The organism is Melaminivora jejuensis, from assembly GCF_017811175.1.
GTDB classification, from domain to species: Bacteria; Pseudomonadota; Gammaproteobacteria; order Burkholderiales; family Burkholderiaceae_C; genus Melaminivora; species Melaminivora jejuensis.
The window spans coordinates 372,442-398,509 of sequence record NZ_JACWIJ010000002.1; the positions used below are offsets into that span (position 1 = coordinate 372,442).

General features: G+C 69.7%; 25 protein-coding genes and 1 pseudogene. 18 read left to right on the plus strand and 8 right to left on the minus strand.

Going from position 1 to position 26,068, the window contains the following annotated elements:
- The first annotated feature begins 2 nt into the window (after positions 1-2).
- The 4 genes from IDM45_RS01985 to IDM45_RS02000 all read left to right on the plus strand — a co-directional run bounded on the left by IDM45_RS01985 (position 3) and on the right by IDM45_RS02000 (position 5,147).
- Positions 3-1,178 (plus strand): alpha-hydroxy acid oxidase, encoded by a 1,176-nt coding sequence (locus IDM45_RS01985; RefSeq protein ID WP_269783618.1) that lies wholly within the window; start codon positions 3-5, stop codon positions 1,176-1,178.
- Between the two features lie 70 nt (positions 1,179-1,248).
- Complete coding sequence (locus IDM45_RS01990) at positions 1,249-2,196, plus strand: DMT family transporter (protein ID WP_209421411.1); 948 nt, start codon at positions 1,249-1,251, stop codon at positions 2,194-2,196.
- 68 nt (positions 2,197-2,264) lie between these two features.
- A complete protein-coding gene (gene dinB, locus IDM45_RS01995; protein WP_267912122.1) occupies positions 2,265-3,473 on the plus strand; it encodes a DNA polymerase IV in 1,209 nt (402 codons plus the stop codon).
- A 111-nt stretch (positions 3,474-3,584) separates the two neighbouring features.
- Entirely contained in the window at positions 3,585-5,147 is a 1,563-nt protein-coding gene (locus IDM45_RS02000; protein WP_209421412.1) for a methyl-accepting chemotaxis protein, read from the plus strand.
- Between the two features lie 33 nt (positions 5,148-5,180).
- Here the strand turns inward: IDM45_RS02000 and IDM45_RS02005 are convergent, their stop codons facing one another.
- The 5 genes and pseudogenes from IDM45_RS02005 to IDM45_RS02025 all read right to left on the minus strand — a co-directional run bounded on the left by IDM45_RS02005 (position 5,181) and on the right by IDM45_RS02025 (position 12,215).
- The gene (locus tag IDM45_RS02005) at positions 5,181-6,011 is read right to left on the minus strand and encodes a DODA-type extradiol aromatic ring-opening family dioxygenase (protein WP_209421413.1); all 831 of its coding nucleotides are present in this window, start codon (positions 6,009-6,011) and stop codon (positions 5,181-5,183) included.
- A 29-nt stretch (positions 6,012-6,040) separates the two neighbouring features.
- A pseudogene (gene queF / locus IDM45_RS02010) lies at positions 6,041-6,882 on the minus strand (NADPH-dependent 7-cyano-7-deazaguanine reductase QueF).
- A 70-nt stretch (positions 6,883-6,952) separates the two neighbouring features.
- Positions 6,953-7,813, minus strand: a complete 861-nt coding sequence (locus tag IDM45_RS02015; protein ID WP_209421414.1) for a 2OG-Fe(II) oxygenase — start codon at positions 7,811-7,813, stop codon at positions 6,953-6,955.
- Positions 7,814-7,858: 45 nt separating this feature from the next.
- Complete coding sequence (gene yaaA, locus IDM45_RS02020; protein ID WP_209421415.1) at positions 7,859-8,635, minus strand: peroxide stress protein YaaA; 777 nt, start codon at positions 8,633-8,635, stop codon at positions 7,859-7,861.
- 226 nt (positions 8,636-8,861) lie between these two features.
- The gene (locus IDM45_RS02025; RefSeq protein WP_209421416.1) at positions 8,862-12,215 is read right to left on the minus strand and encodes an Rne/Rng family ribonuclease; all 3,354 of its coding nucleotides are present in this window, start codon (positions 12,213-12,215) and stop codon (positions 8,862-8,864) included.
- A gap of 637 nt (positions 12,216-12,852) precedes the next feature.
- Between IDM45_RS02025 and IDM45_RS02030 the strand changes: the two genes are divergently transcribed.
- From IDM45_RS02030 to IDM45_RS02045, 4 genes are read left to right on the plus strand one after another with little or no spacing between them, the layout of a single operon-like run.
- Complete coding sequence (locus IDM45_RS02030) at positions 12,853-13,881, plus strand: RluA family pseudouridine synthase (RefSeq protein ID WP_209421417.1); 1,029 nt, start codon at positions 12,853-12,855, stop codon at positions 13,879-13,881.
- Between the two features lie 13 nt (positions 13,882-13,894).
- Positions 13,895-14,563 carry an HAD family hydrolase gene (locus IDM45_RS02035; protein ID WP_209421418.1) on the plus strand — a complete coding sequence of 223 codons (669 nt, stop codon included), beginning with the start codon at positions 13,895-13,897 and terminating at the stop codon, positions 14,561-14,563.
- Positions 14,564-14,574: 11 nt separating this feature from the next.
- Positions 14,575-14,952 carry a Rieske (2Fe-2S) protein gene (locus IDM45_RS02040; protein WP_209421419.1) on the plus strand — a complete coding sequence of 126 codons (378 nt, stop codon included), beginning with the start codon at positions 14,575-14,577 and terminating at the stop codon, positions 14,950-14,952.
- A gap of 15 nt (positions 14,953-14,967) precedes the next feature.
- A complete protein-coding gene (locus tag IDM45_RS02045) occupies positions 14,968-16,023 on the plus strand; it encodes a S49 family peptidase (protein WP_209421420.1) in 1,056 nt (351 codons plus the stop codon).
- 19 nt (positions 16,024-16,042) lie between these two features.
- Here IDM45_RS02045 and IDM45_RS02050 read toward each other — a convergent pair whose 3' ends face one another.
- Positions 16,043-16,870 carry a crotonase/enoyl-CoA hydratase family protein gene (locus IDM45_RS02050; protein ID WP_209421421.1) on the minus strand — a complete coding sequence of 276 codons (828 nt, stop codon included), beginning with the start codon at positions 16,868-16,870 and terminating at the stop codon, positions 16,043-16,045.
- A 179-nt stretch (positions 16,871-17,049) separates the two neighbouring features.
- On the opposite strand from IDM45_RS02050, the gene IDM45_RS02055 reads away from it, so the two are divergent.
- The 3 genes from IDM45_RS02055 to IDM45_RS02065 all read left to right on the plus strand — a co-directional run bounded on the left by IDM45_RS02055 (position 17,050) and on the right by IDM45_RS02065 (position 19,369).
- Positions 17,050-18,006, plus strand: a complete 957-nt coding sequence (locus IDM45_RS02055; RefSeq protein ID WP_408631683.1) for a sulfurtransferase — start codon at positions 17,050-17,052, stop codon at positions 18,004-18,006.
- 98 nt (positions 18,007-18,104) lie between these two features.
- A complete protein-coding gene (locus IDM45_RS02060) occupies positions 18,105-19,163 on the plus strand; it encodes a YeeE/YedE thiosulfate transporter family protein (protein WP_232654372.1) in 1,059 nt (352 codons plus the stop codon).
- A gap of 20 nt (positions 19,164-19,183) precedes the next feature.
- On the plus strand, positions 19,184-19,369 hold the full coding sequence (locus IDM45_RS02065; protein WP_209421424.1) for a hypothetical protein: 186 nt from the start codon (positions 19,184-19,186) through the stop codon (positions 19,367-19,369).
- 101 nt (positions 19,370-19,470) lie between these two features.
- On the opposite strand, the gene IDM45_RS02070 is transcribed toward IDM45_RS02065, so the two are convergent.
- Positions 19,471-20,274 (minus strand): SAM-dependent methyltransferase, encoded by an 804-nt coding sequence (locus IDM45_RS02070; RefSeq protein WP_209421425.1) that lies wholly within the window; start codon positions 20,272-20,274, stop codon positions 19,471-19,473.
- Positions 20,271-20,870, minus strand: a complete 600-nt coding sequence (locus tag IDM45_RS02075; protein ID WP_209421426.1) for a Maf family nucleotide pyrophosphatase — start codon at positions 20,868-20,870, stop codon at positions 20,271-20,273. Before IDM45_RS02075 ends, IDM45_RS02070 begins: the two co-directional genes overlap by 4 nt.
- Positions 20,871-20,896: 26 nt before the next feature.
- On the opposite strand from IDM45_RS02075, the gene IDM45_RS02080 reads away from it, so the two are divergent.
- The 7 genes from IDM45_RS02080 to acpP all read left to right on the plus strand — a co-directional run bounded on the left by IDM45_RS02080 (position 20,897) and on the right by acpP (position 26,067).
- The gene (locus IDM45_RS02080; RefSeq protein ID WP_209421427.1) at positions 20,897-21,445 is read left to right on the plus strand and encodes a YceD family protein; all 549 of its coding nucleotides are present in this window, start codon (positions 20,897-20,899) and stop codon (positions 21,443-21,445) included.
- A gap of 126 nt (positions 21,446-21,571) precedes the next feature.
- Positions 21,572-21,754: a 50S ribosomal protein L32 gene (rpmF, locus tag IDM45_RS02085; protein ID WP_209421428.1), complete on the plus strand. Its 183-nt coding sequence runs from the start codon at positions 21,572-21,574 to the stop codon at positions 21,752-21,754.
- A 166-nt stretch (positions 21,755-21,920) separates the two neighbouring features.
- Positions 21,921-22,973 (plus strand): phosphate acyltransferase PlsX, encoded by a 1,053-nt coding sequence (gene plsX, locus IDM45_RS02090; RefSeq protein WP_209421429.1) that lies wholly within the window; start codon positions 21,921-21,923, stop codon positions 22,971-22,973.
- Positions 22,973-23,953: a beta-ketoacyl-ACP synthase III gene (locus tag IDM45_RS02095; RefSeq protein ID WP_209421430.1), complete on the plus strand. Its 981-nt coding sequence runs from the start codon at positions 22,973-22,975 to the stop codon at positions 23,951-23,953. Before plsX ends, IDM45_RS02095 begins: the two co-directional genes overlap by 1 nt.
- Positions 23,954-24,028: 75 nt before the next feature.
- Positions 24,029-24,982, plus strand: a complete 954-nt coding sequence (fabD, locus tag IDM45_RS02100) for an ACP S-malonyltransferase (RefSeq protein WP_209421431.1) — start codon at positions 24,029-24,031, stop codon at positions 24,980-24,982.
- Positions 24,979-25,722, plus strand: a complete 744-nt coding sequence (fabG, locus tag IDM45_RS02105) for a 3-oxoacyl-ACP reductase FabG (RefSeq protein WP_209421432.1) — start codon at positions 24,979-24,981, stop codon at positions 25,720-25,722. Before fabD ends, fabG begins: the two co-directional genes overlap by 4 nt.
- Positions 25,723-25,827: 105 nt before the next feature.
- On the plus strand, positions 25,828-26,067 hold the full coding sequence (acpP, locus tag IDM45_RS02110; protein WP_166159477.1) for an acyl carrier protein: 240 nt from the start codon (positions 25,828-25,830) through the stop codon (positions 26,065-26,067).
- Position 26,068: the final 1 nt, after the last annotated feature.

Below are 26,068 nucleotides of genomic sequence, written 5' to 3' on the forward strand. Positions count from 1 at the left end.
CCATGCCCGATCTGTCCAGAATCACCACCATCGAAGACCTGCGCCAGGTCGCCCAGCGGCGCGTGCCGCGCATGTTCTACGACTATGCCGACTCGGGCTCGTGGACTGAGACCACCTACCGCGCCAACGAGCAGGATTTCACGCCCATCAAGCTGCGCCAGCGCGTGGCCGTGAACATGGAGGGGCGCAGCACGGCCTGCGCCATGGCCGGCCAGCCGACGCGGATGCCGGTGGCCATCGCCCCGGTGGGCCTGACCGGGATGCAGCACGCCGACGGCGAGATCCACGCCGCGCGCGCCGCCGAGAAGTTCGGCATCCCCTTCACCCTGTCCACCATGAGCATCTGCTCCATCGAAGACATCGCCACGCACACCAGCGCGCCGTTCTGGTTCCAGCTGTACATGATGCGCGACCGCGAATCTATGGCCCGCATGATCGGGCGCGCCCGGGCAGCCGGCTGCAGCGCCCTGGTGCTGACGCTGGACTTGCAGGTCATCGGCCAGCGCCACAAGGACATCAAGAACGGCCTGTCCGCGCCGCCCCGGCCGACGCTGGCCAACATCGCCAACCTGATGACCAAGCCGCGCTGGTGCTTAGGGATGGCCGGCACGCAGCGGCGCACTTTCCGCAACCTGGTCGGGCATGTGAAGGGCGTGTCGGACATGAAGTCGCTGGCCGCCTGGACCAACGAGCAGTTCGACCCGCGTCTGTCCTGGGCGGATGTGGCCTGGGTCAAGGAGCAGTGGGGCGGCAAGCTGATACTCAAGGGCATCATGGAAGTGGAGGATGCGCTGCTGGCCGTGCAGCACGGCGCCGACGCCATCGTGGTCAGCAACCACGGCGGGCGCCAGCTCGATGGCGCGCCTTCGTCGATTGCCGCGCTGCCGGCCATCGTGGCCGCCGTGGGCAGCCAGGTCGAAGTGTGGATGGACGGCGGCATCCGAAGCGGCCAGGATGTGCTCAAGGCCTGGGCGCTGGGCGCGCGCGGTACCCTGATCGGGCGTGCCATGGTCTATGGCCTGGGCGCATATGGCGAGGCCGGCGTGACCCGCGCGCTGGAGCTGATCCACAAGGAGCTGGATGTGACCATGGCTTTTTGTGGGCATGTGGACATCCGCAACGTCGATGGCCGCATCCTGGTGCCGGGCACTTATCCGCTGCCCGTGCCGCTGCCTTGATGCTTTTTATTTGATAGCTGGCAGCGCTTGCCTGGAGCGGGTTTCAGCGGTTTTTGATGTTTTTTATTTCTTGAGCGCCACCTTTTCTTCCCTGCTGCCCGGCCTGTGGGTGCCGGTGGTGCTGTTCGCCGCTCTGGCGCAGACTGCGCGCAATGCGGCGCAGCGCTCGCTGACGGCTGAGGTCGGCACGCTGGCCGCCACCCTGGTGCGCTTTCTGTTCGGCCTGCCCTTTGCCGCTGCCTGGCTGATCGCGTTGTATGCGCTGCCGGGCGGGCAGCCGGCGCTGGCATTTTCCTGGGCCTGGGCGGGCTGGATTGCGCTGGGCGCCTTCTTCCAGGTCATGGCCACGGCGGCGCTGCTGCTGGCCATGCAGGAGCGCAATTTCGCCGTCGCCGTGACCCTATCCAAGACCGAGGTGCTGCAAGTCGCCCTGTTTGCCGGCGTGCTCTTGCACGAGCTGCCCTCGGCGCTGGCCGGGGTGGCCATGGTCGTGGCCACCGTGGGCGTGCTGCTGCTGTCGCTGCCGCCGCGCCGGCTGCGTGCTGCCGCAGTGGGCGCGACGGGGGACGGCGGCGGCTCGGGCCGGGCGGCGCTGTATGGCCTGGCCTGCGGTGCCTGCTTTGCCGTCAGCTCGGTGGGCTTTCGCGGTGCGGCGCTGGCGCTGGGCGAGGCGCCGCCGTGGCTGTCGGGCGCCTGGGGCGTGCTGCTGGCGCAGAGCCTGCAAAGCCTGGGCCTGGGCGGCTGGATCGTCTGGCGTGCGCCTGCTGGCCTGGCCCCACTGGCGCGCGCCTGGCGTGTGTCGCTGCTGGCCGGCAGCATGGGCGCGGCGGCGTCGCTGGCCTGGTTCACGGCCTATGCCATGCAGGGCGCGGCGCAGATCCGCACCCTGGGCATGGTTGAGGTGGTGTTCAGCTACCTGGTCTCGCGCCGGCTGGGCGAATCCTTCAGCACCCTGGAGCGCCTGGGCCTGGCGCTGATGCTGATCGGCCTGGTGCTGGTGTGCTTGCAGGGGGTTTGAGGGGCGCGCCACAATCGCCCGCCGTGTCCGATACCGTCGCTGTCCCTGCTGCCGATCCGATCGCTCATCTGGCCACCGATGGCGCTGCCGGGCCTGTGCCCCGGCGCATCGCCCATCTGGATATGGATGCCTTCTATGCCTCGGTCGAGCTGCTGCGCTACCCGCAGCTGGCCGGGCTGCCGCTGGTCATAGGTGGCGGGCGCAGTGCGCACGACGAGCGGCTGGCGGCGGATTTTGCCGGGCGGCTGCACGCCATCCCGCTGCCGGCCTTTGCCCGCCTGGCCGACTACCGGGGCCGGGGCGTCATCACCACCGCCACCTACGCGGCGCGCGCTTTCGGCCTGGGCTCGGCCATGGGCCTGATGAAGAACGCCCATCTGTGCCCGGATGCCATTCGGCTGCCGGTGGACTTTGCCGAGTACCGGCGCTTTTCGCGCCGCTTCAAGGACGTCGTCCGGCAGCACGCACCGGTCATGGAGGATCGCGGCGTCGATGAGGTCTATATCGACTTCACGCACGCGCCGGGCGGGCAGGAGCAGGGCGGTCGGATGCTGGCCGAGCGCATCCAGCAGGGCATCCAGGCGGCCACGCAGTTGACCTGCTCCATCGGCGTGGCGCCCAACAAGCTGCTGGCCAAGCTGGCCAGCGAGTTCCACAAGCCGCGCGGCATCGCCACCCTGCAGCCGCAGGACTTGCCGGTGCTGGTCTGGCCGCTGCCGTGCCGCAAGCTCAACGGCGTCGGCCCCAAGGCCGACCAGCGGCTGCGCGCGCATGGCATTGAGACCATCGGCCAGCTGGCCGCGCGCGATCGCCTGTGGCTGCAGGCGCACTTTGGCCGCGCCTATGGCGCCTGGCTGCACGAGGCCGCCTGGGGGCGCGACGAGCGGCCCGTGCTGACGCACAGCGAGCCGGTGTCCATCAGCCGCGAGACGACTTTCGAGCGCGACCTGCACGCCGTGCATGACCGTGCCGAGCTGTCGCGCATCTTCACTGCGCTGTGCCAGCAGGTGGCGCAGGATCTGGTCGCCAAGGGCTACGCCGGGCGCACCATCGGCATCAAGCTGCGCTACGAGGACTTTCGCGGCGCCACGCGCGAGCAGACCATGGCCCAGGCCACGCAGGACGCGGCCACCATCCGCCGCGCCGCCGGCCAGTGCCTCAGGCGCGTGCCGCTGGTGCAGCGCCTGCGCCTGCTGGGCGTGCGCGTGGGCGCCCTGGTACGAGCCGGCGAGGGGGAGCATGGCGGCGTGCCGGGCACGACAGCGCAGTTGTTCTGACGGCTGCCGGCGTGCGGGCGACAAAATCGGGAAAACCCTGGCTGTTCGGATTTTTTTGGGATTGCCTTGCAGTTACCCTACGGGCCTGAAACGTTTTTTTGCAACCTCACCATGCGCGTCAATCTTCCGGTCACCCAGGCAGAGTACGACTTTCCGGCCGATGAGCTGCTCATGTCCACGACCGACAGGCAGGGCCGGATGACGCACTGCAACGAGGCCTTTGCCCGCGTGAGCGGCTACACCATGCAGGAGCTGATGGGCCAGCCGCACAATCTGGTGCGCCACCCGGACATGCCACCCGAGGCCTTCAAGGATCTGTGGAGCACCATCGGCAATGGCCGCAGCTGGCGCGGCATCATCAAGAACCGGCGCAAGAATGGCGACCACTACTGGGTGCGCGCCAACGTTACGCCCATCGTGGTGGACGGCAAGCCGCAGGGCTACATGTCGGTGCGCGAAAAACCCTCGCGCGAGGAGGTGCAGGCTGCCGAGGCCATGTACGCGCGGCTGCGCCAGGAGATCGAGAGCGGGCGCAGGAGCTTCATCCTGCACGCCGGCCACGTGCGCCACACCGGCTGGCGCGACTGGCTTGAGCGCCTGCGCCGCGCCAGCTTCACCCAGCGCCTGGCGGCCATGCTGGTGCCGCTGCTGGGCGTGGCGCTGGCACCAGCGCTGCTGGGCTGGACGGGGCTGGAGGTGGCGCTGGGCCAGGCGCTGGTGCTGCTGGCCATGTGCGCCTGGATCCTGTGGCGCTTTCACCGGCGCATCACTTCCAGCCTGGGCGATGCCCTGCGCCTGGCGCGCGACCTCGCCGGCTGCAACCTGACCACGCCGGCCTCCACTGCCGAGGGGCGCCATCCCATGGCGCTGCTGATGGAGCAGCTCAGCCAGATCCAGATCAACCTGCGCGCCGTCGTGGGCGACTCGCGCAGCGAGATTGCCGGCTTCGTCAGCACCTCCACCGAGATTGCCCAGGGCGCGCATGATCTGTCGGCGCGCACCGAAACCCAGGCCGGCAACCTGGAGCAGACCGCCGCCGCTATGGAGGAGCTGGCCAGCACCGCGCGCCAGGCCGCCGATGGCACGCAGCAGGTGCTGGCCGAGAGCGCACGCAGCGCCGAGCTGGCGCAGCAGGGCGGCGCTGCCGTAGCCCAGGCCGGTGCGCTGGTGCAGGCCATCGAGCAGTCCTCGCAGCAGATGGGCCAGATCATCGCCACCATCGAGGGCATTGCCTTCCAGACCAACATCCTGGCGCTCAACGCGGCTGTCGAAGCCGCGCGTGCCGGCGAGCAGGGCCGGGGCTTTGCCGTGGTGGCCGGCGAGGTGCGCGCCCTGGCGCAGCGCAGCGCCACGGCCGCTGGCGAAATCCGCACGCTGATCCAAGGCTCCACCGCCCAGGTGCACAGCGGCGCCAGCCAGATGCAAGGCGCCCGCCAGACCATCGAACAGGTGGTGCACAGCGCAGCGCAGGTGCGTGAGCTGATGCTGCAGATGGGCCACACCACGCGCGAGCAGACCCAGGGCATCGCCCAGGTCAATGCCGCCGTGAATGATCTGGATCGGGTGACGCAGCAAAACGCCGCGCTGGTCGAGGAGTCTGCGGCTGCAGCGCGCACCATGAGCCACAACGCCGGCGTGCTGCATCGCACGCTGGAGATCTTCCGCCTGCCCTGAGCCTGCCGCCGAGGCCGCCGCCCAGGGCGGCCCTCAATCGAACCTGAACGCGGAAATATCGACTTGCAGCACCCGGTCGGTGAAGACTCGGGCGCCCGGACTGGCGCCGGCTGCACCGGCGGCCACCAGCAGCGGCAGCAGGTGTTCCTCGCGGCCTGCCGGATGGGCCAGGCGGCCAGCCGGGGCGCTGGCAGCGGCCCAGTCGGCCAAGCGCGCATGGCGCTGCGCCTCGGGCAGCGCCACAGTCTCTGCCAGCCAGTGGTCGAAGGCGCTGGAGGCGGGTGTCGAGCGCGGGTCGCCATAGCCGCGCATGTTGTGGTAGCTCATGCCGCTGCCGATGATGAGCGCGCCGGCATCGCGCAGCGGCTGCAATGCCTGGCCCAGGCGCAGGTGCTCGGCAGCATCCAGGCTGGAGAGCAGCGACATCTGCAGCACCGGGATGTCGGCCTCGGGAAAGGCCACTTTCAGCGGGATGAAGCTGCCGTGATCCAGGCCGCGCCGCTCGTCCAGCTGCGGCGCGAAGCCGGCCTGCGCCAGCAGCGCACTGGCCTGCCGGGCCAGCTGCGGCGCGCCGGGCGCGGGGTAGGTCAGCTCGTAGGTGTGCGGTGGAAAGCCGTGGTAGTCGAACAGCAGGGCGGGCTGGGCGGCACTGCCCAGGGTGGGCTGGGCCTCCAGCCAGTGCGCTGTGACCAGGACGATGGCCGCTGGCCGGGCCGGCAGGCTGGCAGGGATGCCACGCAGCCAGGCGGCGGTGCGATCCCAGGCATCGGGCGGACTCCAGTCCATGAAGAAGCACGGCCCGGCACCGTGCGGGATGAACAGCACAGGCTGGCGCGGGACAGGGGCGGTCGGCAGAGTGGTCATTGGTAGTGCAGTCCTGTTGCCTGGTGGCTTCATTGCCGCGCCGTGCGCACGTTGGCCGGCAGCGGCTGCGGCGCGCTGGTGCGAAACGGGTTGATGTCCAGCCCGCCGCGCCGCGTGTAGCGCGCATAGACCGACAGCTTGATGGGCCGGCAGCGCGTCCACACGTCCATGAAGATGCGCTCGACGCACTGCTCGTGGAACTCGTTGTGGTTGCGAAAGCTGACCAGGTACTGCAGCAGCCCGGCCTGATCGATCTGCGCGCCGCTGTAGCTGATCTGCACGCTGCCCCAGTCGGGCTGGCCGGTGACCAGGCAGTTGCTCTTGAGCAGGTGGCTGGTCAGCACCTCGCTGACCGGCGCTTCGTCATGGTTGGCGCCCAGCAGCTCGGGTGCGGGCGTGTAGTGCGTGCATTCCAGATCGAGCCGGTCGAGCAGCAGGCCGTCGAGTTCGTGGAGGGGCTGCTGGTCGAAGGCCTCGGGGGCGATCAGGCGCACGCCGACGCTGGCCGACTGGCCGCTGCCGCGCCACACGGCCTCGCTGACATCGGCGCGAATGCGCGCGCGCACCTCCTCCAGGCTATCGAAGCGCGTGTTGTTGAAGCTGGCCAGGTACAGCTTGAAGGACTTGCTCTCGATGATGTTGGGCGTCTCGCAGGGCACGGTGATATGCGCCAGCGCCACCTGGGGCTTGCCGCGCGGGTTCAGCCACGACAGCTCGTAGGCCGTCCACAGGTCGGCGCCAAAAAAAGGCGTGGCGCCGGCCAGGCCGAGCTCCTGGCGCTTGGGCGCGCGCGCCAGGGGTACAGCAGCGCGGCGTCGTACTCGGCGGGGTAATCCGCGCTGCGGCCCAGGGGGGATTGTTCAGGGGTCATCGATTATCAAAAATGATAGCTGTCAGCGCTTGTCCAGCAAGGGTTTGAAGCCGATTTGACCAAGAATCCATCATGTGAATTCGCGCTCGCGCAGCCACTTGGTGGCGATCCACTTCTCGCCCTCGATGACGGGTGCGCCGCCGTGCAGGGTGCGCGTGCTCGGGTGCGGGCGCTCGTAGCTGAAGAACACGGCGTTGCCGCGCACCGGCGCCACTTCCAGGAACACGTCCGGGAACGTCGTGCCGCCGCCCTTGGGCGGATCGTTCAGATACATGACCAGGGTGCCCACGCGTTGGCCGCCCCGGCGCAGGATGCTGGGCGTACCCGGCTCGGCAGGGTCGAAGTAGTCGTAGTGCGGCTTGTATTCGGCGCCGGGGCGGTAGTGCAGCACCTGCAGGCCCTCGCCGTTCTCGATGGGCCAGTGCAGCAGCCGGGCGATGCGCTGCTCGATGCGCTGCAGCAATTCGCTCTCGCCGCGCTGGAAGAACATGCCGTCGCTGGTGCGGTCGTCGTTGACCTCCTCGCCGCCGGTGGCCGTGGCCACGGTGCGCGAGCGCGCCATGCGCGGGCGGGCGGCGGCGATCAGCGCCTCGCACTCCTGCTGCGACAGCACGTTGCCCAGCAGCACCACGCGCGGATTGGCCAGGCTCATCAGCACTTCGACCTGGCGGTCGCCCGCGTCCAGCCAGCGCGGCGACTCGTCCAGCGCCGGCTCGGGCACCGCTGCGGCGGGCGGCAGGCCCTGCTGGCGCGCCAACTGGTCGAGGTGCCCGCGCAGCACCTGCTCGACGGCATCCACCGCCACCTCCTCGCGCCAGCCGGAGTGGGTCATGGCGTCGATCAGCGCCGGGGCACTGATGCCGGTGGCGGCCTGCTCGATGATCCAGGCGCGCAGCTCGGGCGTGATGGGTTGGGCGGGGGAGGCAGCCATCGGTTTCTTCCTCTGTGTTGGTGGCAAGAAGGCGGCAGGAGGGCGTCAATCCTGCCGGCGGCGAAACACCAGACGCTCGGGCGTGGAGGCATCCGCCGCAAAAGCATAGCCCTCGGCGGCAAAGCCCTGGAGCTGGCGCACCCGGCTGGCGCGCTGCCCGATGGCCCAGCGCGCCATCAGCCCGCGCGCGCGCTTGGCGTGGAAGCTGATGACCTTGTACTGCCCGGCGCGCCAGTCCTGGAACACGCATTCGACCACCGGCGCACGCAGCGCATCGCGCGCCACCGACTTGAAATATTCCTGCGAGGCCAGGTTGACCAGCACCGGCTCGTCCATGCCGGTCAGCAGGCCGTCGAGGTGCCGGGCGATGCGCGCGCCCCAGAACTGGTACAGATTGGCGCCGGCGGCGGTGGCCAGGCGCGTGCCCATCTCCAGCCGGTAGGGCTGCATCCAGTCCAGCGGGCGCAGCACGCCGTACAGGCCGCTCAGGATGGCCAGGTGCTGCTGCGCCCACTCCAGCTCGGCCAGCGACAGGCTGCGCGCGTCCAGCCCTGCGTAGACATCGCCGTCGAAGGCCAGCAGCGCCTGGCGTGCGTTGCCCGCACCGGCCTGCGGCTGCCAGGCGGCGTAGCGCGCCACGTTCAGCGCCGCCAGCTTGTCGCTGATGGACATCAGCGTGGCCAGCTCCTGCGGCGCCTTGCCCCGCAGCACCTCGATCAGCTGTGCGGCCTCGGCCATGAAAGCCGGCTGGGTGTGCGCCAGGCCGCCGGGCACCGGCGTGTCGTAGTCCAGGGATTTGGCAGGGGAGAGCACGAACAGCATGGGCAGGTCTGGCAGATGCTGCCGCCGATCGCTGGATGCGGCCTGGCTTTGATGCCAAAACCGGCGCAAAGCCTTGCCAGGCAAGCGGTGGCAGCTATGGTTTTTCAAGCCCTGCGCCGTGCTGGTAAGGCGGGCGCAGGGGCGGGCAGAGGTGGGGCGCAGGTCATGCGCCCGGCGTCCGGCGCATACGCACGACGCACAACCTCCCGGGAGCGCGGGGTCGCTCTCAGGCCGTGGTGGCGCCGGGCGCCTGGGCCTGCTGCTGCTCCTGCTCGAAGGGCAGGCGCAGCTCGCGCAGGTCGCGGCGGGTTTCCACCAGCACCAGCGGGCCTTCGTCCAGCACCACCGGAGCCGGGCGCTCGCGCGGCACGTGGACGGGCTGCGGCTCGGCGGCAATGGCGGCCTGCGCGGCGGCGATCTTTTGCGCGTCCGAATTCACCCATTGCAGGCCCGAGGCGCTGGCCATGTCGGAGAGCGCCTGCACCGGCAGCTCGAAGACCGGCACGCGCGGCAGGGCGCTGCCGCCCTGGGCGGGCTGCTGCATCTGCGGCTCCTGCTGCTCCTGCGGCTGGGCGCAATGCTGGGCGGGAGCAGGTGCCGGTGCCGGCTGGGCGGCAGGGGCGTCCTGCTGGCGCTCGTCAACGGCAGCCTGGCCGGTGCTGGCACTGCTGCTGCTGCTGCTGGCGCTGTCCGAGGCCTCGGCTGCTGGCGTGGCCGGCAGCGGCAAAGGCAGCGGCAGGGCTTCGGCGCTGGCGGCAGCCTGCGGGGCAGGCACGGCTGCGGCCGGCGGGCTGGCTGGCTGCGCCGCAGCGGCAGCAGGCCCGACCGGTGCCGGGGCAGCGGCGAAGTAGCTGCGCCGCGCCGGCTGCTCGGCGCCCTGGGGTGCCATGCCGGCTACCGGGTCGATGTCCAGCGCGACCGGCTCCCGCGCCGGCTGGGCAGCGCCGTGGCCGGTGGCCAGATCGCTGGCGTCGCTGACATCGCCGCTTCCGTTGGCCTCGTTCGCTTCGTTCGCCTCGCTGGCTGCGTGGCGGGCGGCGCGGCGGTCGCGGCCATAGCGGTCGCGCGAACGGCGCTCGCGGCGCGGCTGTTCGCCGGTGTCGCTGGCGCTGCTGCCGTCCTGGGCGGTCAGCGCCTCGTCGTCCCGGGCGGCGCCGGCGGACGGCGCCAGCAGCTCAGTCTCGGGCTGCCCGCCGGCCTGGAGCGGCGCTGCCGGTGCATCGGCGTCGATGGTGCGCGGGCCGCGCTCGTCGCTGCGGCGGCTGCGGCGCTCGCCGTTGCGCTCCTCGCTGCGTTCGCCGTTGCGCTCACTGCTGCGTGCCGTGCGCTCGCCGCGTGCCGGCTGGCCGGTGGCAGCGCTGCCCTCGGACTCGTTGGCCGGGCTGTGGCTGGCGTGCTGCTCCAACTGGCCTTCTGCCACGGGCTGGCGCTCGGCGCGCTCGCGGCTGGCGCGTCCTTCGCGGGGCGCGCGGCGGCTGTCGCTGCCGGCCTCGCCCTGGCTGGATTCGCTGCGCTCGGCGCGGTTGCCACGGCCATTGCGGCTGCCTTCGCGGCTGCCTTCGCGGCTTTCTCGGCCCTCACGGCCTTCGGTGGAGCGCTCGGCGCCGCCAGCACCCTGGCTGCGGCGGCTGCGCGGTTCGCCCTGCGCCGTATCGGCAGTGCCGTCGCGGCTGGCGTCGCTGCGGCTGCGGCGGCTGCGCTCGCCACCGGAGCGCCCATCGCGCCGTCCTTCGCTGCGTGCCGGTGCTTCGGGCTGGGGTGCAGGCTGGGCCACGGGCGCGGCCACGGGCGCCGGGCTGCGGCCAAAGCCGAACAGGCTCTTGAGCCAGGCGAAGAAGCCCTGCTCGGGCGCCGGTGCCGGCGGCTGCACCGGCGTGGCTGCGGCTGCAGCGCTGCGCGGCTGCTGGCCGCCGCGTCCGCCGGAGCTGCGCGATGGCTGGCTGGCCGACTGCGGGCGCGGCTCGGCCACCGGCGCCGGCGCATCGGGCAGCACGCCCTTGATGACCGGGGTCTGCTTGTTGGTCGGCTCCTGCGAGCGGCGCGTGATGTGCGTCGGCTCCTGTTCCTGCTCGGCCAGCTTGTAGCTGGCTTCGCGCTCTTCCAGGCGCGCGTCGTCGTGCTTGAGGCGTTCGAGCTTGTAGTGCGGCGTGGCCAGGGTCTTGTTCGGGATCAAGACCACGCTGACGCGCTGCTTGAGTTCGATCTTGGCGATCTCGGCGCGCTTTTCGTTGAGCAGGAAGCTGGCCACCTCCACCGGCACCTGGCAATGCACGGCGGCGGTGTTGTCCTTCATGCACTCCTCCTGGATCATGCGCAGCATCTGCAGCGCAAAACCCTCGGTGTCGCGCACGTGCCCGGTGCCGTCGCACAGCGGGCAGCGGATGTGCGCGCCCTCGGACAGCGAGGGTTTGAGACGCTGGCGGCTCATCTCCATCAGGCCGAACTTGGAAATCGTGCCGAACTGCACGCGCGCGCGATCCTGGCGCAGCGCCTCGCGCAGGCGCTGCTCGACCTCGCGGCGGTTCTTGGACTCCTCCATGTCGATGAAGTCGATCACGATCAGGCCGCCCAGGTCACGCAGGCGCATCTGGCGCGCCACTTCGTCGGCCGCCTCCAGGTTGGTGCGGGTGGCGGTCTCCTCGATGTCGCCGCCCTTGATGGCGCGCGCCGAGTTCACGTCCACGGACACCAGCGCCTCGGTGTGGTCGATCACGATGGCGCCGCCCGAGGGCAGGATGACGGTGCGCGAGTAGGCGGATTCGATCTGGTGCTCAATCTGGAAGCGCGAAAACAGCGGCGCGTCATCGCGGTAGCGCTTCACCTTGGGCGCGTGCTCGGGCATCACGTGCGCCATGAACTGCTGCGCCTGCTCGTAGATGTCGTCGGTGTCGATCAGGATGTCGCCGATGTCGCTGTTGAAGTAATCGCGAATGGCGCGGATGACCAGGCTGGACTCTTGGTAGATCAGAAATGCCCCGCGCCCGGCGCGGGCCGCGCCGTCGATGGCGTTCCACAGTTTCAGCAGGTAGTTCAGATCCCATTGCAGCTCGGGCGCGGTGCGGCCGATGCCGGCGGTGCGCGCGATGATGCTCATGCCCTTTGGGTATTCGAGCTGATCCATCGCCTCCTTGAGCTCGGCGCGATCCTCGCCCTCGATGCGCCGCGACACGCCGCCGCCGCGCGGGTTGTTGGGCATCAGCACGACATAGCGGCCCGCCAGGCTGACGAAGGTGGTCAGCGCCGCGCCCTTGTTGCCGCGCTCTTCCTTTTCGACCTGGACGATCAGCTCCTGGCCCTCGCGGATCACGTCCTGGATGCGTGCCTGGCTGGGCGACACGCCCTCGGCAAAGTACTGCTTGGAGATTTCCTTGAAGGGCAGGAAGCCGTGGCGATCCTCGCCATAGTCAACGAAGCAAGCCTCCAGCGAGGGCTCCACGCGCGTGACCACGGCCTTGTAGATGTTGCCCTTGCGCTGCTCGCGCCCTTCGATCTCGATTTCGTAGTCGAGCAGCTTCTGGCCGTCCACGATGGCCAGGCGCCGTTCTTCAGCCTGCGTGGCGTTGATGAGCATCCGCTTCATGATGCGATTCCTTCGTCAATTCGATATTCATGCGGCTGCGACGCCTGGTGCGCAGCCCGTCTCGGTGCGGGTCTGCATGGGCACAAGGAGTCGGCAGCCAGACAGCAACAGGCTCAAAGGTGAGCCAAAGATGCCGGGGCTGGCGCATCAGGACGAGGAAGGACGGGATGGCTCCACGCACCGCACACGCGGCCGCAGCGGGGAGCGGCTCAACTGCGCTGGCGGGGTAGGGGGCGCGTGGATGGGGGCGAAGCACAATGCGCAGTGCCGCACCACGGGTAGTGGCAGGGCGGTGGGGGGCATCGTGTCGAGGGGGCTGCCGGCAGGGCGCGCAACTGCACCCGGGGCGCCAGCCCCGCGCACAAGGACGCTATCCACATCAGCAGCCACACCATGATTTCGCTTTGATCCGCCAGTGGCCGCGCGCGCCACGGGGCGGGGGCAACTGGCTTGAAATATCCGTCGGTTTTCCGTGTCTCGATGCATCAGCCTGTCGCTTGCCGTGCGCCCGTGCAGGCGAAACCTTGGCCTGCAAAAAACGCACGACGCCCGATGGCATCGGCAGCCTGGGCGTCGAGTTGGGCGTTTCGTCCGATAAAATCCAGACAAATCAACCACTTACACATTTGTCGCACAGGTGAAACAGATTATAGAGGGCAAACCGCCCGCCCACCGGGCAGCGCCCCAAGGCCCTGGCAGCCCAGCCCCGCGCCTGCTGCAAGTGGATGCCGAGTCCAGCGGCCAGCGCCTGGACAATTTCCTGCTGCGCCACTTGAAGGGCGTGCCCAAGACGCACGTCTATCGCATCATCCGCAGCGGCGAGGTGCGCCTGAACAAGGGCCGCACCAGCGCCGACGCGCGCATCGCCGAGGGCGATGTGGTGCGCCTGCCGCCAGTGCGCGTGGCGCAGCCGCCGGATGCAGCGGCGCTGGACGGCGCGCACGCGGCGCCGGCGCGTGAATTTCCCATTCTGCTGGAGGACGACTATTTGATCGCCCTGGACAAGCCCGCCGGCGTGGCCGTGCATGGCGGCAGCGGCGTGAGCTCGGGCGTCATCGAGCAGCTGCGCCGGGCGCGCCCGCAGGCGAAGTTTCTGGAACTCGTACACCGGCTGGATCGGGAGACCTCGGGCATCCTGCTGGTGGCCAAGCGGCGCTCGGCGCTCACGCATCTGCAGGAGCAGTTCCGCAGCCGCGAGACCGGCAAGACCTATCTGGCGCTGGTGGCCGGCAGCTGGCCGACCAGCAGAAAGGTCATCGACACGCCGCTGTACAAATACCTGCTGGAGAGCGGCGAGCGCCGCGTGCGCGTGACCACTGCCGATGACCCGGACGCCATGCGTGCGTTGACGCTGGTCAGGGTGCGCGAGCAACTCGGGCCGCGCCCGCTGCAGGGCCTGCCGGCCATGAGCGTGCTGGAGGTGACCATCAAGACCGGGCGCACGCACCAGATCCGCGTCCACCTGGCCAGTAGCGGCCACGGCATCGCCGGCGACGACAAATACGGCGACTTCGAGCTGAACCGCCGATTGCACCGGCAAGGCCTCAGGCGCATGTTCCTGCACGCCTGGCGGCTACAGTTCACGCACCCGGCCAGCGGCGAGCACGTCACGCTACACGCCGGTCTGCCGCCCGAGCTGGCCGATTTCCTCCCTGTTGCCGATTGATTCTCTGCCTTCCATGCCCGCCACCCTCTCCCGCCGCTTCGACCTGATCGCCTTCGACTGGGACGGCACGCTGTTCGACTCCACCGCCATCATCACCCGCTCCATCCAGGAGGCGGTGGTCGATGTCGGCGGCGCCCGGCCCACCAGCGAGGCGGCGGCCTGGGTCATCGGCATGGCACTGCCGCAGGCGCTGGCCCACGCCGCGCCCGACGTGCCGCGCGAAAAATACCAGGAGCTGGCGCTGCGCTACCGCTACCACTACCTGCAGCACCAAGACGACATCAGCCTGTTCGATGGCGTGCTGCCGCTGCTGGACATGCTCAAAGCGCGCGGCCACCTGCTCACCGTGGCCACCGGCAAGAGCCGGCGCGGCCTGGATCACGTGCTGCAGGCGGTGCAGCTGCGCGGCATGTTCGACGCCTCGCGCACGGCCGACGAGACGGCGGGCAAGCCGCACCCGCTGATGCTGCATGAGCTGATGGCCGAGCTGGACGTGGCGCCCGAGCGCACGCTGATGATCGGCGACACCACGCACGATCTGGAAATGGCGCGCGCCGCTGGCTGCGCCAGCGTGGGCGTAGGCTATGGCGCACACAGCATCGACGGTTTTGCCGCCCTGGCGCCGCGCTTCATCGCCCGCTCGGTCGGCGAGTTGCACCAGTGGCTGCAGGAGCACGCCTGATGTCCGATGCCATGCCGTTGAAACACATGCAGGGCCAGCCCCTGTGCGCCAGCAGCGAGCTGCAGGACGGCGGACGCGCCGTGGCGTTCGATGTGGTCTATGCCGGGCAGGTGCTGCGCGCCTTCGCCATCCGCTACGAAGGCCGGGTACACGCCTACCTGAACCGCTGCAGCCACGTGCCCATGGAAATGGACTACCAGGAAGGCCGCTTCTTCGACGACACGGGCCGCTGGCTGCTGTGCGCCACGCACGGCGCGACCTACGCGCCCGATACCGGCGCTTGCGTCGGCGGCCCCTGCCGGGGCGGCCTGGTCAAGGTCGAGCTGACCGAGGAGGGCGGCCAGGTGCGCTGGCATACTGCGCCCCTGCTGCAACCGCTGGCGTTCTGATACCGCTGCCCACCCATGACCGACCCCCACACTCCCCCACCAACCGGTTCGCAGTCCAATCCGCCCCAACCGCCCGACCTGTGGGCGCAGCCAGCTACCGAAAATGTAGCAAAAGGGGCGCAGCAAACCGCTGGCCAGAACCCCGCCTGGGAGCGCAGCGTGCTGGAAAAACTGGTGCTGGCCACGCTGGCCGAGCAGCGCGCCGCGCGCCGCTGGCGCATCTTCTGGCGCTTTGCCTGGATTGCCCTGATGGGAGCCATGTTCTGGCTGGTCGCCACGCGCGATCTGGCCAGCAGCACCAAGAGCGGCCCGCATACGGCGGTGGTGGACATCAAGGGCGAGATCGCCGCCGGCGCCGAGGCCAGTGCCGAGTTCGTCGTCGCCGCCATGCGAAGCGCCTTCGAGGATTCCGGCTCGCAGGCCGTGGTGCTGCTGATCAACTCGCCCGGCGGCAGCCCGGTGCAGGCCGGCATCATCAACGACGAGATCGTGCGCCTCAAGGCCAAGCACGGCAAGCCGGTCTATGCCGTGGTCGAGGAGACCTGCGCCTCGGCGGCCTACTACATCGCGGCAGCGGCGGACGACATCTTCGTGGACAAGGCCAGCATCGTCGGCAGCATTGGCGTGCTGATGGACGGCTTCGGCTTTACCGGCACCATGGACAAGCTGGGCGTGGAGCGGCGCCTGATCACCGCTGGCGAGAACAAGGGCTTTCTCGACCCCTTCAGCCCCATGAGCGACCAGCAGCGCGAGTACGCCCAGGCCATGCTCGACCAGATCCACCAGCAGTTCATCGCCGTGGTCAAGGCGGGCCGGGGCGAGCGTCTCAAGGAGATGCCCGAGACCTTCAGCGGCTTGTTCTGGACGGGCCAGCAGGCCGTCGAGCTGGGCCTGGCCGACCGCCTGGGCAATCTGGACTACGTGGCACGCGAGGTGGTCAAGGCCGAGGAAGTCATCGACTACACGCGCCGCGACAACATGGCCGAGCGCCTGGCGCGCAAGTTCGGCGCAGCCGTGGGTGCCGGCGCGGCCCGGGCGCTGGCCGGATTGTCGCTGCCGGCAGTGCGCTGAAGGGCCGGGGCCGCCGCCCTCAGTTTTCCCGGGTCTCGCCCGGGCTGGCGGATGCGGATGCGTCGAATGCGCCGTGCCGCCCGGCGCCAGCGGCAAAGCGGGCAGCACCCTGCACGCCTTCGGCCAGCACCATGGGGGTGCCGCGTCGGCCCTCCATGCGCAGCGCCTCGGGCAGCGGCAGCTCCCACTGCGCATAGGCCGAGGCCCGGTCAGCCAACATGCACTGCTGCGGAAAGCCGGCGAGCTGCCGGGCCAGTGCCAGCGCTGCCTCCAGCGCCTGCCCGGCAGGCACGACGCGGTTGACCAGGCCCATGCCCAGCGCCTCGGCAGCGCCCACTGGCCGGCCAGTCAGGATCAGGTCGAGCGCGCGTCCCATGCCGACGATGCGCGGCAGGCGCACCGTGCCGCCGTCTATCAGTGGCACGCCCCAGCGGCGGCAGAACACGCCCAGCGTGGCGTCCTCGGCGGCCACGCGCAGGTCGGCCAGCAGCGCCAGCTCCAGCCCGCCGGCCACGGCATGGCCCTCGATGGCGGCGATCAAAGGCTTGGCCAGCGCCAGCCGTGTCGGCCCCATCGGGCCGGCGCCACCGCCTTCGGGGTCGAGTTCGTTGCGCAGCAGCGGATCGGCCACTGCCGTCAGGTCGGCGCCGGCGCAGAAATGCCCGCCAGCGCCGTGCAGCACGGCCACGCGCAGACTGTCGTCGGCTTCGAAGCGGGCCAGGGCCGCACGCAGCGCCTCGGCCATGGGCCGGTGTACGGCATTGCGCCGCTCGGGCCGGTTCATGGTGATGCTGCAGACCGGGCCGTGGCTGGCAAACAGGACGGGTTCAGGATGTGGGGCGTTCATGGCGGTGCCTGTCGATGCAAGAGGGCGCATGGTAGGCCGGCGCCGAAGTGGCGCCCAGGCGGCGCGGGCCGGCAGATAAGCATCTGACGAATCTGTCGTTGGGCGGCCCTGCCGATGCCAGGACAATGCACGCCTTTGCCTACCCGGCCCAGCCTTTGCCTGCCCCACAGCCCATGCGTGTGCTTTTGCGTTCCCTTTTCCTTTGCTGCCTGCTGCTGGCCGGCGGCGCCATGGCGGCCCAGCCGCTGCTCAGTCCGCGCCAGCTGGCCGCCCAGCAGCAACAGGGCGTGCGGCTGGTGGTGCTGGACGTGCGCGATGCGCCGGCCTATGCGCTGCAGCACATACCCGGCGCGCTGTCAGCGCCCTATGGCCGCTGGCGCTCCGGCCCGGATAACCCCGGCGCGCTACTGCCCTTGCCGGTGCTGACGCAACTGGTGCAGGAGCTGGGCCTGACGTCCGCCAGCCGCGTGGTGGTGGCGCACGCCGGGGCCGACGCCACCGACTTCGGCGCCGCTGCGCGCGTGTACTGGACGCTCAAGTCCCTGGGCGTGGCCGAGCTGTCCATCCTGGATGGCGGCCTGGCGGCCTGGAAGCAGGCCGGCCTGCCGCTGGAGCAGCAGCCGGTGGCCGCGCCGCGCAGCCAGTGGCAGCCCGAGTTTTCCAGCCGTTGGCTGGCCACGCGCGAGCAGGTGCAGACTGGCCTGGGCGACTCGGGCGTGCTGCGCGTCGATTCGCGTCCGGCGCGCTTCTATGAAGGCCGCATCGCCCACGACGCGGCGCGCGCGCGCGGCACGCTGCCGGGCGCTGTCAACCTGGACAGCGAGAGGCTGTTCGAGCTGGAGCATCCGGTGCTGCTGGACAAGGCAGCGCTGCAAGATGAGCTCGACAGCCTGGGCGCCGCGCCCGACCAGCCGGTGGTGGCGTTCTGCAACACCGGGCACTGGGCTGCCACGGACTGGTTCGTGCTCTCCGAGGTGCTGGGCCGGCCCGAGGTGCGCCTGTATCCCGGCTCCATGGTGGACTGGACGCGCGCCAGCACGCCGCTGCCCATGGACAACGAGCCTGGCCGCTGGCAGCAGCTGCGCTACACCGCCCTGAGCTGGGCCCACCGCAACCTCGGAACGCAAGCGCCATGAATACCGTCGTCCTGCCCAATGCCGCCCCTGTTTCGGCGGCCCCTGTCTCTGGCGCCGCCTCAGCCCCTGCGTCGGCCTGGGCGCAGCGCCTGCCGCTGCTGCTGGCCGTGCTGGCGCTGTTCGGCTGGCTGCTGTGGTCGGTCTCGGCGCGCCAGGCGCTGCTGCTGCTGGTCGGCGTGGGCTTTGGCGCCACGCTGGCCGGCGCGCGCTTTGGCTTCACCACCGGCTGGCGCCACCTGGTCGAGCGGCGCGACCCGGGCGGCGTCTATGGCCAGTTGCTGCTGCTGGCGCTGCTGTCGGCCATCTCCATGCCCATGCTGGCGCACTTCCCGGAAACCACCGCCGCCCTCGGCCCGCCCTCGGTCAGCCTGTTGGTGGGGGCCTTCGTGTTCGGCATGGCCATGCAGATTGCCGACGGCTGCGGCTCGGGCACGCTGTACAAGGCCGGCCTGGGCGTGCCCATGAACATGGCCATCCTGCCGCTGTTCGCACTGGGCAGCTTTCTGGGCTCTGTGCATCTCAATGACTGGCTGGCCCTGGGCGCGACGGCGCCGGTGGGCCTGGTGCAGCGCTGGGGCGCGGGCACGGCGCTGGCCGCCACGCTGGCCGCCCTGGCCCTGGTGGCGCTGCTGGTGGCGCGCTGGAGTGGACGCCCGCTGCGCGCCGGCCTGTCCGGGCGCTGGCTCTGGGGGGCGCTGGCGCTGGCGCTGCTGGCGGCGCTGAATCTGCTGGTCGCCGGCCAGCCCTGGGGCGTGGTCTATGGCTTTGGCCTGTGGGGCGCCAAGGCGGCCACGGCGCTGGGCCTGTTCGATCCGGCGGCCAACGCCTTCTGGGGCGACGCCGGCCACGCCCAGCGCCTGTCGCAGACGCTGCTGCTGGATGTCACCAGCATCACCAACATCGGCATCCTGGCCGGGGCGCTGTGGGTGGCGGCCCGGCGCCCGCGTCCGAGCCAGCCGCTGAGCGGCCAGCAGTGGCTGGTGGGCATGGGGGCGGGCTTTTTGCTGGGCTACAGCTCGCGGCTGGCATTCGGCTGCAACGTCGGCGCCATGGTCAGCGGCATCAGCACCGGCAGCCTGCATGGCTGGATCTGGGTGCCGCTGGCCTTCGCCGGCACGCTGGTGGGCCTGCGCGTGCGCCGGTACTTCAAGTTTTGAACCGGGCGGGGATTTCAGTCATGGCAACGAGCAATCCTGCATCTTCCGCCAACCTCCGGCGCTGGGCCTTCTGGCTGGCCCTGGTGGGCTTCATCGCCTGGGACTATGTGCATTCCGACCCGGTCAACCTGCGCCTGGAGCCGCCCATGATCACCGCCGGCTCGGGCACGGCGGCCAGCGGCGGGCACTGCGCCATGCCGAAATGAGGCTAGGCGAGAATTTTGCTACTTTATCAATAGCTGTCAGCGCTTGCTAAACAAGGGTTTGAGGCCGATTTGATGCTCAATATGGCATCTTCTGCCAGGCGTCAGGCTCCCAGGGCGAACACCACCGGCGTGCGATTGTCCGGCGCTGCATCCGCTCCATGCCTGGCCCCCGCACGCCACTGCTGCACGGTATGTGAGTACACGCGCGCATCGGCCAGCGTCAGGCCCTCGGCAAAGGCCAGGCGCGTGCCCGGGCGCAATTGCTGCACCAGCGCCTGCCACAGCGCGGCGTTGCGGTAGGGCGTCTCGATGAACAGCTGGCTCTGGCCCTGCTGCAGCGCCAGCGCCTCCAGCTCGCGGATGCGCTGGGCGCGCGCTGCTGCGTCCTGCGGCAGATAGCCGACGAAGGCGAAGTTCTGGCCATTGAGGCCGCTGGCCGCCAGCGCCAGCAGCAGCGATACCGGCCCGACCAGTGGCACGACGCGCGCGCCGGCGTCGTGCGCAGCGCGCACCACCGAGCTGCCCGGATCGGCCACGGCGGGCATCCCGGCCTCGCTGGCCAGGCCCATGTCGTGGCCGGCAAGCAAGGGGGCGAGCAGCGTGCGCGCGTCGAAGGCCGGAGCGCCGCTGCCGCCGTGGTCGCCCTTCTTGTGGACGTGGCGCGGCAGTTCGCTGATGTGCTGCTGCTGCAGCGGCGCGGCCAGCGGCTGCTCGGCATCAATGCGCTTGAGGTAGGCGCGCAGGCTCTTGGCGTTCTCGCAGACCCAGTGGGTCAGTTGCGCGGCCTGGCGCAGCGTGCCGGCTGGCAGCACCTCGACCAGCGGTGCCTGGGCGGCGCAGCCGAAGTCCAGCGGCGCCGGCACCAGGTACAGCGTGCCGGGCGTGGTGGCGGGGGCGCCACTCATGGCAGCACCACTCCGGCGGCGCGCAACATGCCGCAGGTGCGGATCAGGGGCAGGCCGATCAGCGCCGTGGGGTCGTCGCTGTCGATGGCCTCCAGCAGGCTGATGCCCAGGCCCTCGCTCTTGGCGCTGCCGGCGCAGTCGTAGGGCTGCTCGGCGTGCAGGTAGCGCTCGATCTCGTCGTCGTGCAAATCTCGGAAGCGCACGCGCACCGGCGCCACATCGGCTTGCTCGAAACCTGCTTCCAGGCAGACCACGGCCAGCGCGGTATGAAAGACCACCGTCTGCCCGCGCATCTGGCGCAGCTGCTGCACGGCGCGCTCGTGGCTGCCGGGCTTGCCCAGGCTGCGCCCGGCCAGGTCGGCCACCTGGTCGGAGCCGATGACCAGGGCGCCGGGCTGCTGCGCCGCCACGGCCTGCGCCTTGGCCAGCGCCAGGCGCAGCGCCAGGGCGCGTGGCGCCTCGTCCGGCAGCGGGGTTTCATCGACCTGCGGCGCGGCCACGGCAAAGGGCAATTGCAGGCGCTGCAGCAGTTCGCGCCGGTAGCGCGAGGTCGAAGCCAGTACCAGCGGGCGGGGCAGGAAAGGTGTTCTTGACATCGTTTGATTCTCTTACACTGCCCGCCATGACCAAGGAACACTCCCCCGACCGGCTGGATGTCAAGGCCTTCGCGCAGGCCGGCGCGCATCTGTCCGGTCATGACACCCTGCTGCGCTACCAGCGCCTGGCCGAAGAGGCGCGCGGCTTGCACCCCGATCTGCGCGTGGACTGGAGCGCCGACGGCGCTATCCGCTCGACCCACGGCCTGGGCGCCGAAGTTTGGCTGCACCTCAAGGCCGACGCCACCGTGCCGCTGATCTGCCAGCGCTGCCTGCAGCCCGTCGATGTGCCGCTGCAGGTGGAGCGCGAGTTTCGCTTCGTCGCCGACGAGGCGACCGCCGAGGCGCTCGACGATGATTGCGAGGAAGACCTGCTGGCCCTGCGGCGCGACTTCAATCTGCGCGAGCTGATCGAGGATGAGCTGATCATGGCCCTGCCCATCGTGCCGCGCCACGACGAATGCCCGGTGCCGGTGCAACTGGCCTCCAGCGACGAGGATTTCGAGGTGGCCAGTGCCAGCGTGCCCAATCCGTTTGCCGCGCTGGCTGGCCTGGGCAAGGGCAGCAAGGACTGAGCCGGGCCAGTGCCGGATCGGCATCGACGCCTGCGCTATAATTGCGGGCTTCGCGCGAAACCCCTCGTGTCTTTTATGGGCTGATCGCGTTTTCTTTTTCAACCCTTTCAAGACCAGGAGCCGATCATGGCTGTTCAGCAAAACAAGAAGTCCCCCTCCAAGCGCGGTATGCACCGCTCGCACAACGCCCTGACCACCCCGGGCACGGCTGTCGAGCCGGTGACCGGCGAGACGCACCTGCGCCACCACATCAGCCCCAACGGCTTCTACCGTGGCCGCCAGGTGATCAAGGCCAAGAACGAAGCCTGACACTTGCGCTGCGGCGGCCCGCCTGCTGCTTGCGGGGCGGGCTGCACCATATTCGGGCCTGCGGCTACGTCCTGCGTAGCGCAGGCCCTTGTCGTTTTCGGCTGCCACAATGGCAGCTTTTTTGTATCCGGCCCACTGCTGGGCCGTGTCTTTGCGATCCTTGCCGATGATTACCTTGGCTGTTGACTGCATGGGGGGCGACCACGGCCCCGATGTCACGCTGGTTGCGTGCCGCCAGTTCCTGGAGAGCCACGCCGACGCGCGCCTGCTGCTGGTAGGCCGCCCCGAGCGGCTGCAGGCGCTGGTACACGAGCGCGCCCAGCACGTCCCAGCCAGCGAGGTGGTCGGCATGGACGATGCCGTGGAGGTGGCGCTGCGGCGCAAGAAGGACTCATCCATGCGCGTGGCCATCGCCCAGGTCAAGAGCGGCAGCGCGCAGGCGGCGGTGTCGGCCGGCAACACCGGCGCGCTGATGGCGATTGCCCGCTATTTGCTGAAAACCCTGGATGGCATCGACCGCCCGGCGATCGCCACGCAAATCCCCAACGCACGCGGCGGCGCCACCACGGTGCTCGATCTGGGCGCCAACGTCGACTCCACCGCCGAACACCTGCTGCAGTTTGCCGTGATGGGCTCGGCCCTGGTGTCAGTATTGAATGACGAGCCGCAGCCCAGCGTCGGCCTGCTCAACATCGGCGAAGAAGCCATCAAGGGCAGCGAAGAGATCAAGCGCGCCGGCGAGCTGCTGCGTGCCGCAGGCAACGCTGGCGACCTGAACTTCATCGGCAACGTCGAGGGCAACGACATCTTCCGTGGCACGGCGCAGATCGTGGTGTGCGACGGTTTTGTCGGCAACGTGGCGCTCAAGACCATCGAGGGCCTGGCCAGCATGATCGGCGGCTTCATGAAGGAGGAGTTCTCGCGCAACCTGCTGACCAAGGCCGCCGCCGTGGTGGCCTGGCCGGTGCTGTCGGCGCTCAAGCGGCGCATGGATCACCGCCGCTACAACGGCGCGGCGCTGCTGGGCCTGCGCGGGCTGGTGTTCAAGAGCCACGGCTCGGCCGACGCGCTGGCCTTCGAGCAGGCACTGTGCCGGGCTTATGATGCGGCCCGCAACAACCTGCTCGAGCGCGTGCGCGCCCGGGTTGCCCATGCGGCGCCGCTGCTGGGCAGCACGACCGCTTCCACCACCCCTGGCGCCGCCTCGGCCCCCCTTTGATGACACCACGCTATTCCCGCATTGTCGGCACGGGCAGCAGCCTGCCTGCGCGCCGAGTGAGCAACGCCGATCTGGTGGCCGAGCTGGCAGCCCAGGGCGTCGAGACTTCCGACGAGTGGATCGTCGAGCGCACCGGCATCCACGCGCGCCACTTTGCCGAGCGCGAGCAGACGGCCAGCGATCTGGCGCTGCAGGCCTCGCGCCAGGCCCTGGCCGCTGCCGGCTGCGAGGCCGCAGACATCGACCTGATCATCGTCGCCACGTCCACGCCGGACATGGTATTTCCCTCCACGGCCTGCATCTTGCAGCACAAGTTGGGCATCGCCGGCTGCCCGGCCTTCGACGTGCAGGCGGTGTGCAGCGGTTTTGTCTATGCGCTCACCGTGGCCGACGCCATGATCCGCGCCGGCAATGCCCGGCGCGCGCTGGTGGTGGGCGCCGAGGTCTTCAGCCGCATCCTGAACTTCCAGGATCGCACGACCTGCGTGCTGTTCGGCGACGGCGCCGGCGCCGTGGTGCTGCAAGCCAGCGACGAGCCGGGCATCCTGGCCAGCGACCTGCACGCCGACGGCAGGCACGTGGGCATTCTGTGCGTGCCCGGCAACGTCTATGGCGGCGAGGTGCTGGGCAGCCCGCTCTTGACCATGGATGGCCAGGCGGTCTTCAAGCTGGCTGTGGGCGTGCTGGAGAAGGCCGCCCGCGCCGTGCTGGACAAGGCCGGCCTGCAGGAAGGGGACATCGACTGGCTGATCCCGCACCAGGCCAACATCCGCATCATGCAGAGCACGGCGCGCAAGCTCAAGCTGCCCATGGACAGGGTCGTGGTCACCGTCGATCAGCACGGCAACACCTCGGCAGCCTCCATCCCGCTGGCGCTGGATCAGGCGGTGCGCGCCGGCCAGGTGCAGCCCGGCCAGACCGTGATGCTGGAGGGCGTGGGCGGCGGCTTCACCTGGGGTGCTGTGCTCCTGAAAATGTAGCTGCAAACGCTTGCCTGGCAAGGCTTTGAGGCGTATTTCATTGATAATTTTGAATGGTTTGATTCCGAGTTGGTAATGGCTGAAACCTTTGCATTCGTCTTCCCGGGCCAAGGCTCGCAGTCGGTTGGCATGTTGGACGCCTGGGGCGACCATCCCGCCGTGCGCGAGACACTGGCCGAAGCGTCCGACGCCCTGGACGAGGACATCGGCGCGTTGATCGCCGCCGGCCCCAAGGAGGCGCTGGCGCTGACTACCAACACCCAGCCCGTCATGCTGGTGGCCGGCGTGGCTGCCTGGCGCGCCTGGCGTGCCGAGGGCGGTGCGTTGCCTGCCGCCGTGGCCGGGCACTCGCTGGGTGAATATTCCGCGCTGGTCGCCGCTGGCGTGCTGACGCTGGCCCAGGCCGCGCCGCTGGTGCGCCTGCGCGCCGCCGCCATGCAGCAGGCTGTGCCCGTGGGTGCCGGCGCCATGGCTGCCATCCTGGGTCTGGATGCTTCCAAAGTGATAGCTGGCTGCGCTGAAGCCACGGCCTTTTTCGGAGAAAACACTGTCGAAGTCGTGGAGGCCGTGAACTTCAACGACCCGGTGCAGACCGTGATTGCCGGCACCAAGGCCGGCGTGGACAAGGGCTGCGAAGTGCTCAAGGGTCTGGGCGCCAAGCGTGCGCTGCCGCTGCCGGTGTCCGCACCCTTCCACTCCAGCCTGATGCAGCCCGCTGCCGAGAAGCTGCGCACGGCCCTGGCCAACCTTGCACTGGCCGCGCCGAGCATCCCCGTGCTCAACAACGTGGACGTGGCGGTGCAGAGCGAGCCGGACGCCATCCGCGACGCGCTGTACCGCCAGGCTTTCGCCCCGGTGCGCTGGGTCGAGTGCGTGCAGGCGCTGAAAGCACGCGGTGCAACCCACATCGTCGAGTGCGGCCCCGGCAAGGTGCTGACTGGCATGACCAAACGCATCGACCCCGAGCTGGTCGGCGCATCCCTGTACGACCCGGCCACGCTGGCCGAAACCAAGGAGCTGCTGGCATGAGCGCCCAGGAATCCACTCCCCGCGTCGCCCTGGTCACCGGCGCCACGCGCGGCATCGGCGCGGCCATCGCCGCCGAGCTGGCCGCGCGCGGCCTGCGCGTCATCGGCACCGCCACCAGCGACGAAGGCGCCGAGCGCATCGGCGCGGCCCTGGCCCCGCACGGCGGGCGCGGCGTGCGGCTCGATGTCACCGACGGCGCTGCCGTCGATGCCCTGGTCGATGCCATCGTCAAGCACGACGGCGGCCTGCACGTGCTGGTCAACAACGCCGGCATCACCCGCGACCAGCTCGCCATGAGGATGAAGGACGACGACTGGGACGCCGTCATCGACACCAACCTCAAGGCGGTGTTCCGTGCCAGTCGCGCTGCCATCCGCCCCATGATGAAGCAGCGCTTTGGCCGCATCATCAGCATCACCAGCGTGGTTGGCGCCTCGGGCAACCCGGGCCAGGCCAACTACGCGGCGGCCAAGGCCGGCGTGGCCGGCATGACGCGGGCGCTGGCGCGCGAGCTGGGCAGCCGCGGCATCACGGTGAACTGCGTCGCCCCGGGCTTCATTGCCACCGACATGACGGCGGTGCTGCCCGAAGAGCAGAAAAAAGCCCTGCGCGCGCAGATCGCCCTGGGCGATCTGGGCCGCCCGGAAGACATCGCCCACGCCGTGGCCTACCTGGCCTCGGATGGCGCCGGCTATGTCACCGGGCAGGAGTTGCATGTCAATGGCGGCATGTACATGTAATTGAGCGAAGTTGGCGCCAGATATTCCGCCTGGCAAGCCGCACGGAGGTGTCATCCTCATGCGGCTAGAATCGCGGATTCATTTCACAACCCCCAGAGGGAAACCATGAGCGATATCGAAGCACGTGTCAAAAAAATCATCGCCGAGCAACTCGGTGTGGAAGAGTCCCAGGTCACCAATGAGAAGGCCTTCGTGGCCGATCTGGGTGCCGACTCCCTGGACACGGTGGAGCTGGTGATGGCGCTGGAGGACGAGTTCGGCATCGAGATCCCCGACGAGGACGCCGAGAAGATCACCACGGTGCAAAACGCCATCGACTACGCCAACGCCCACCACAAGGGCTGAA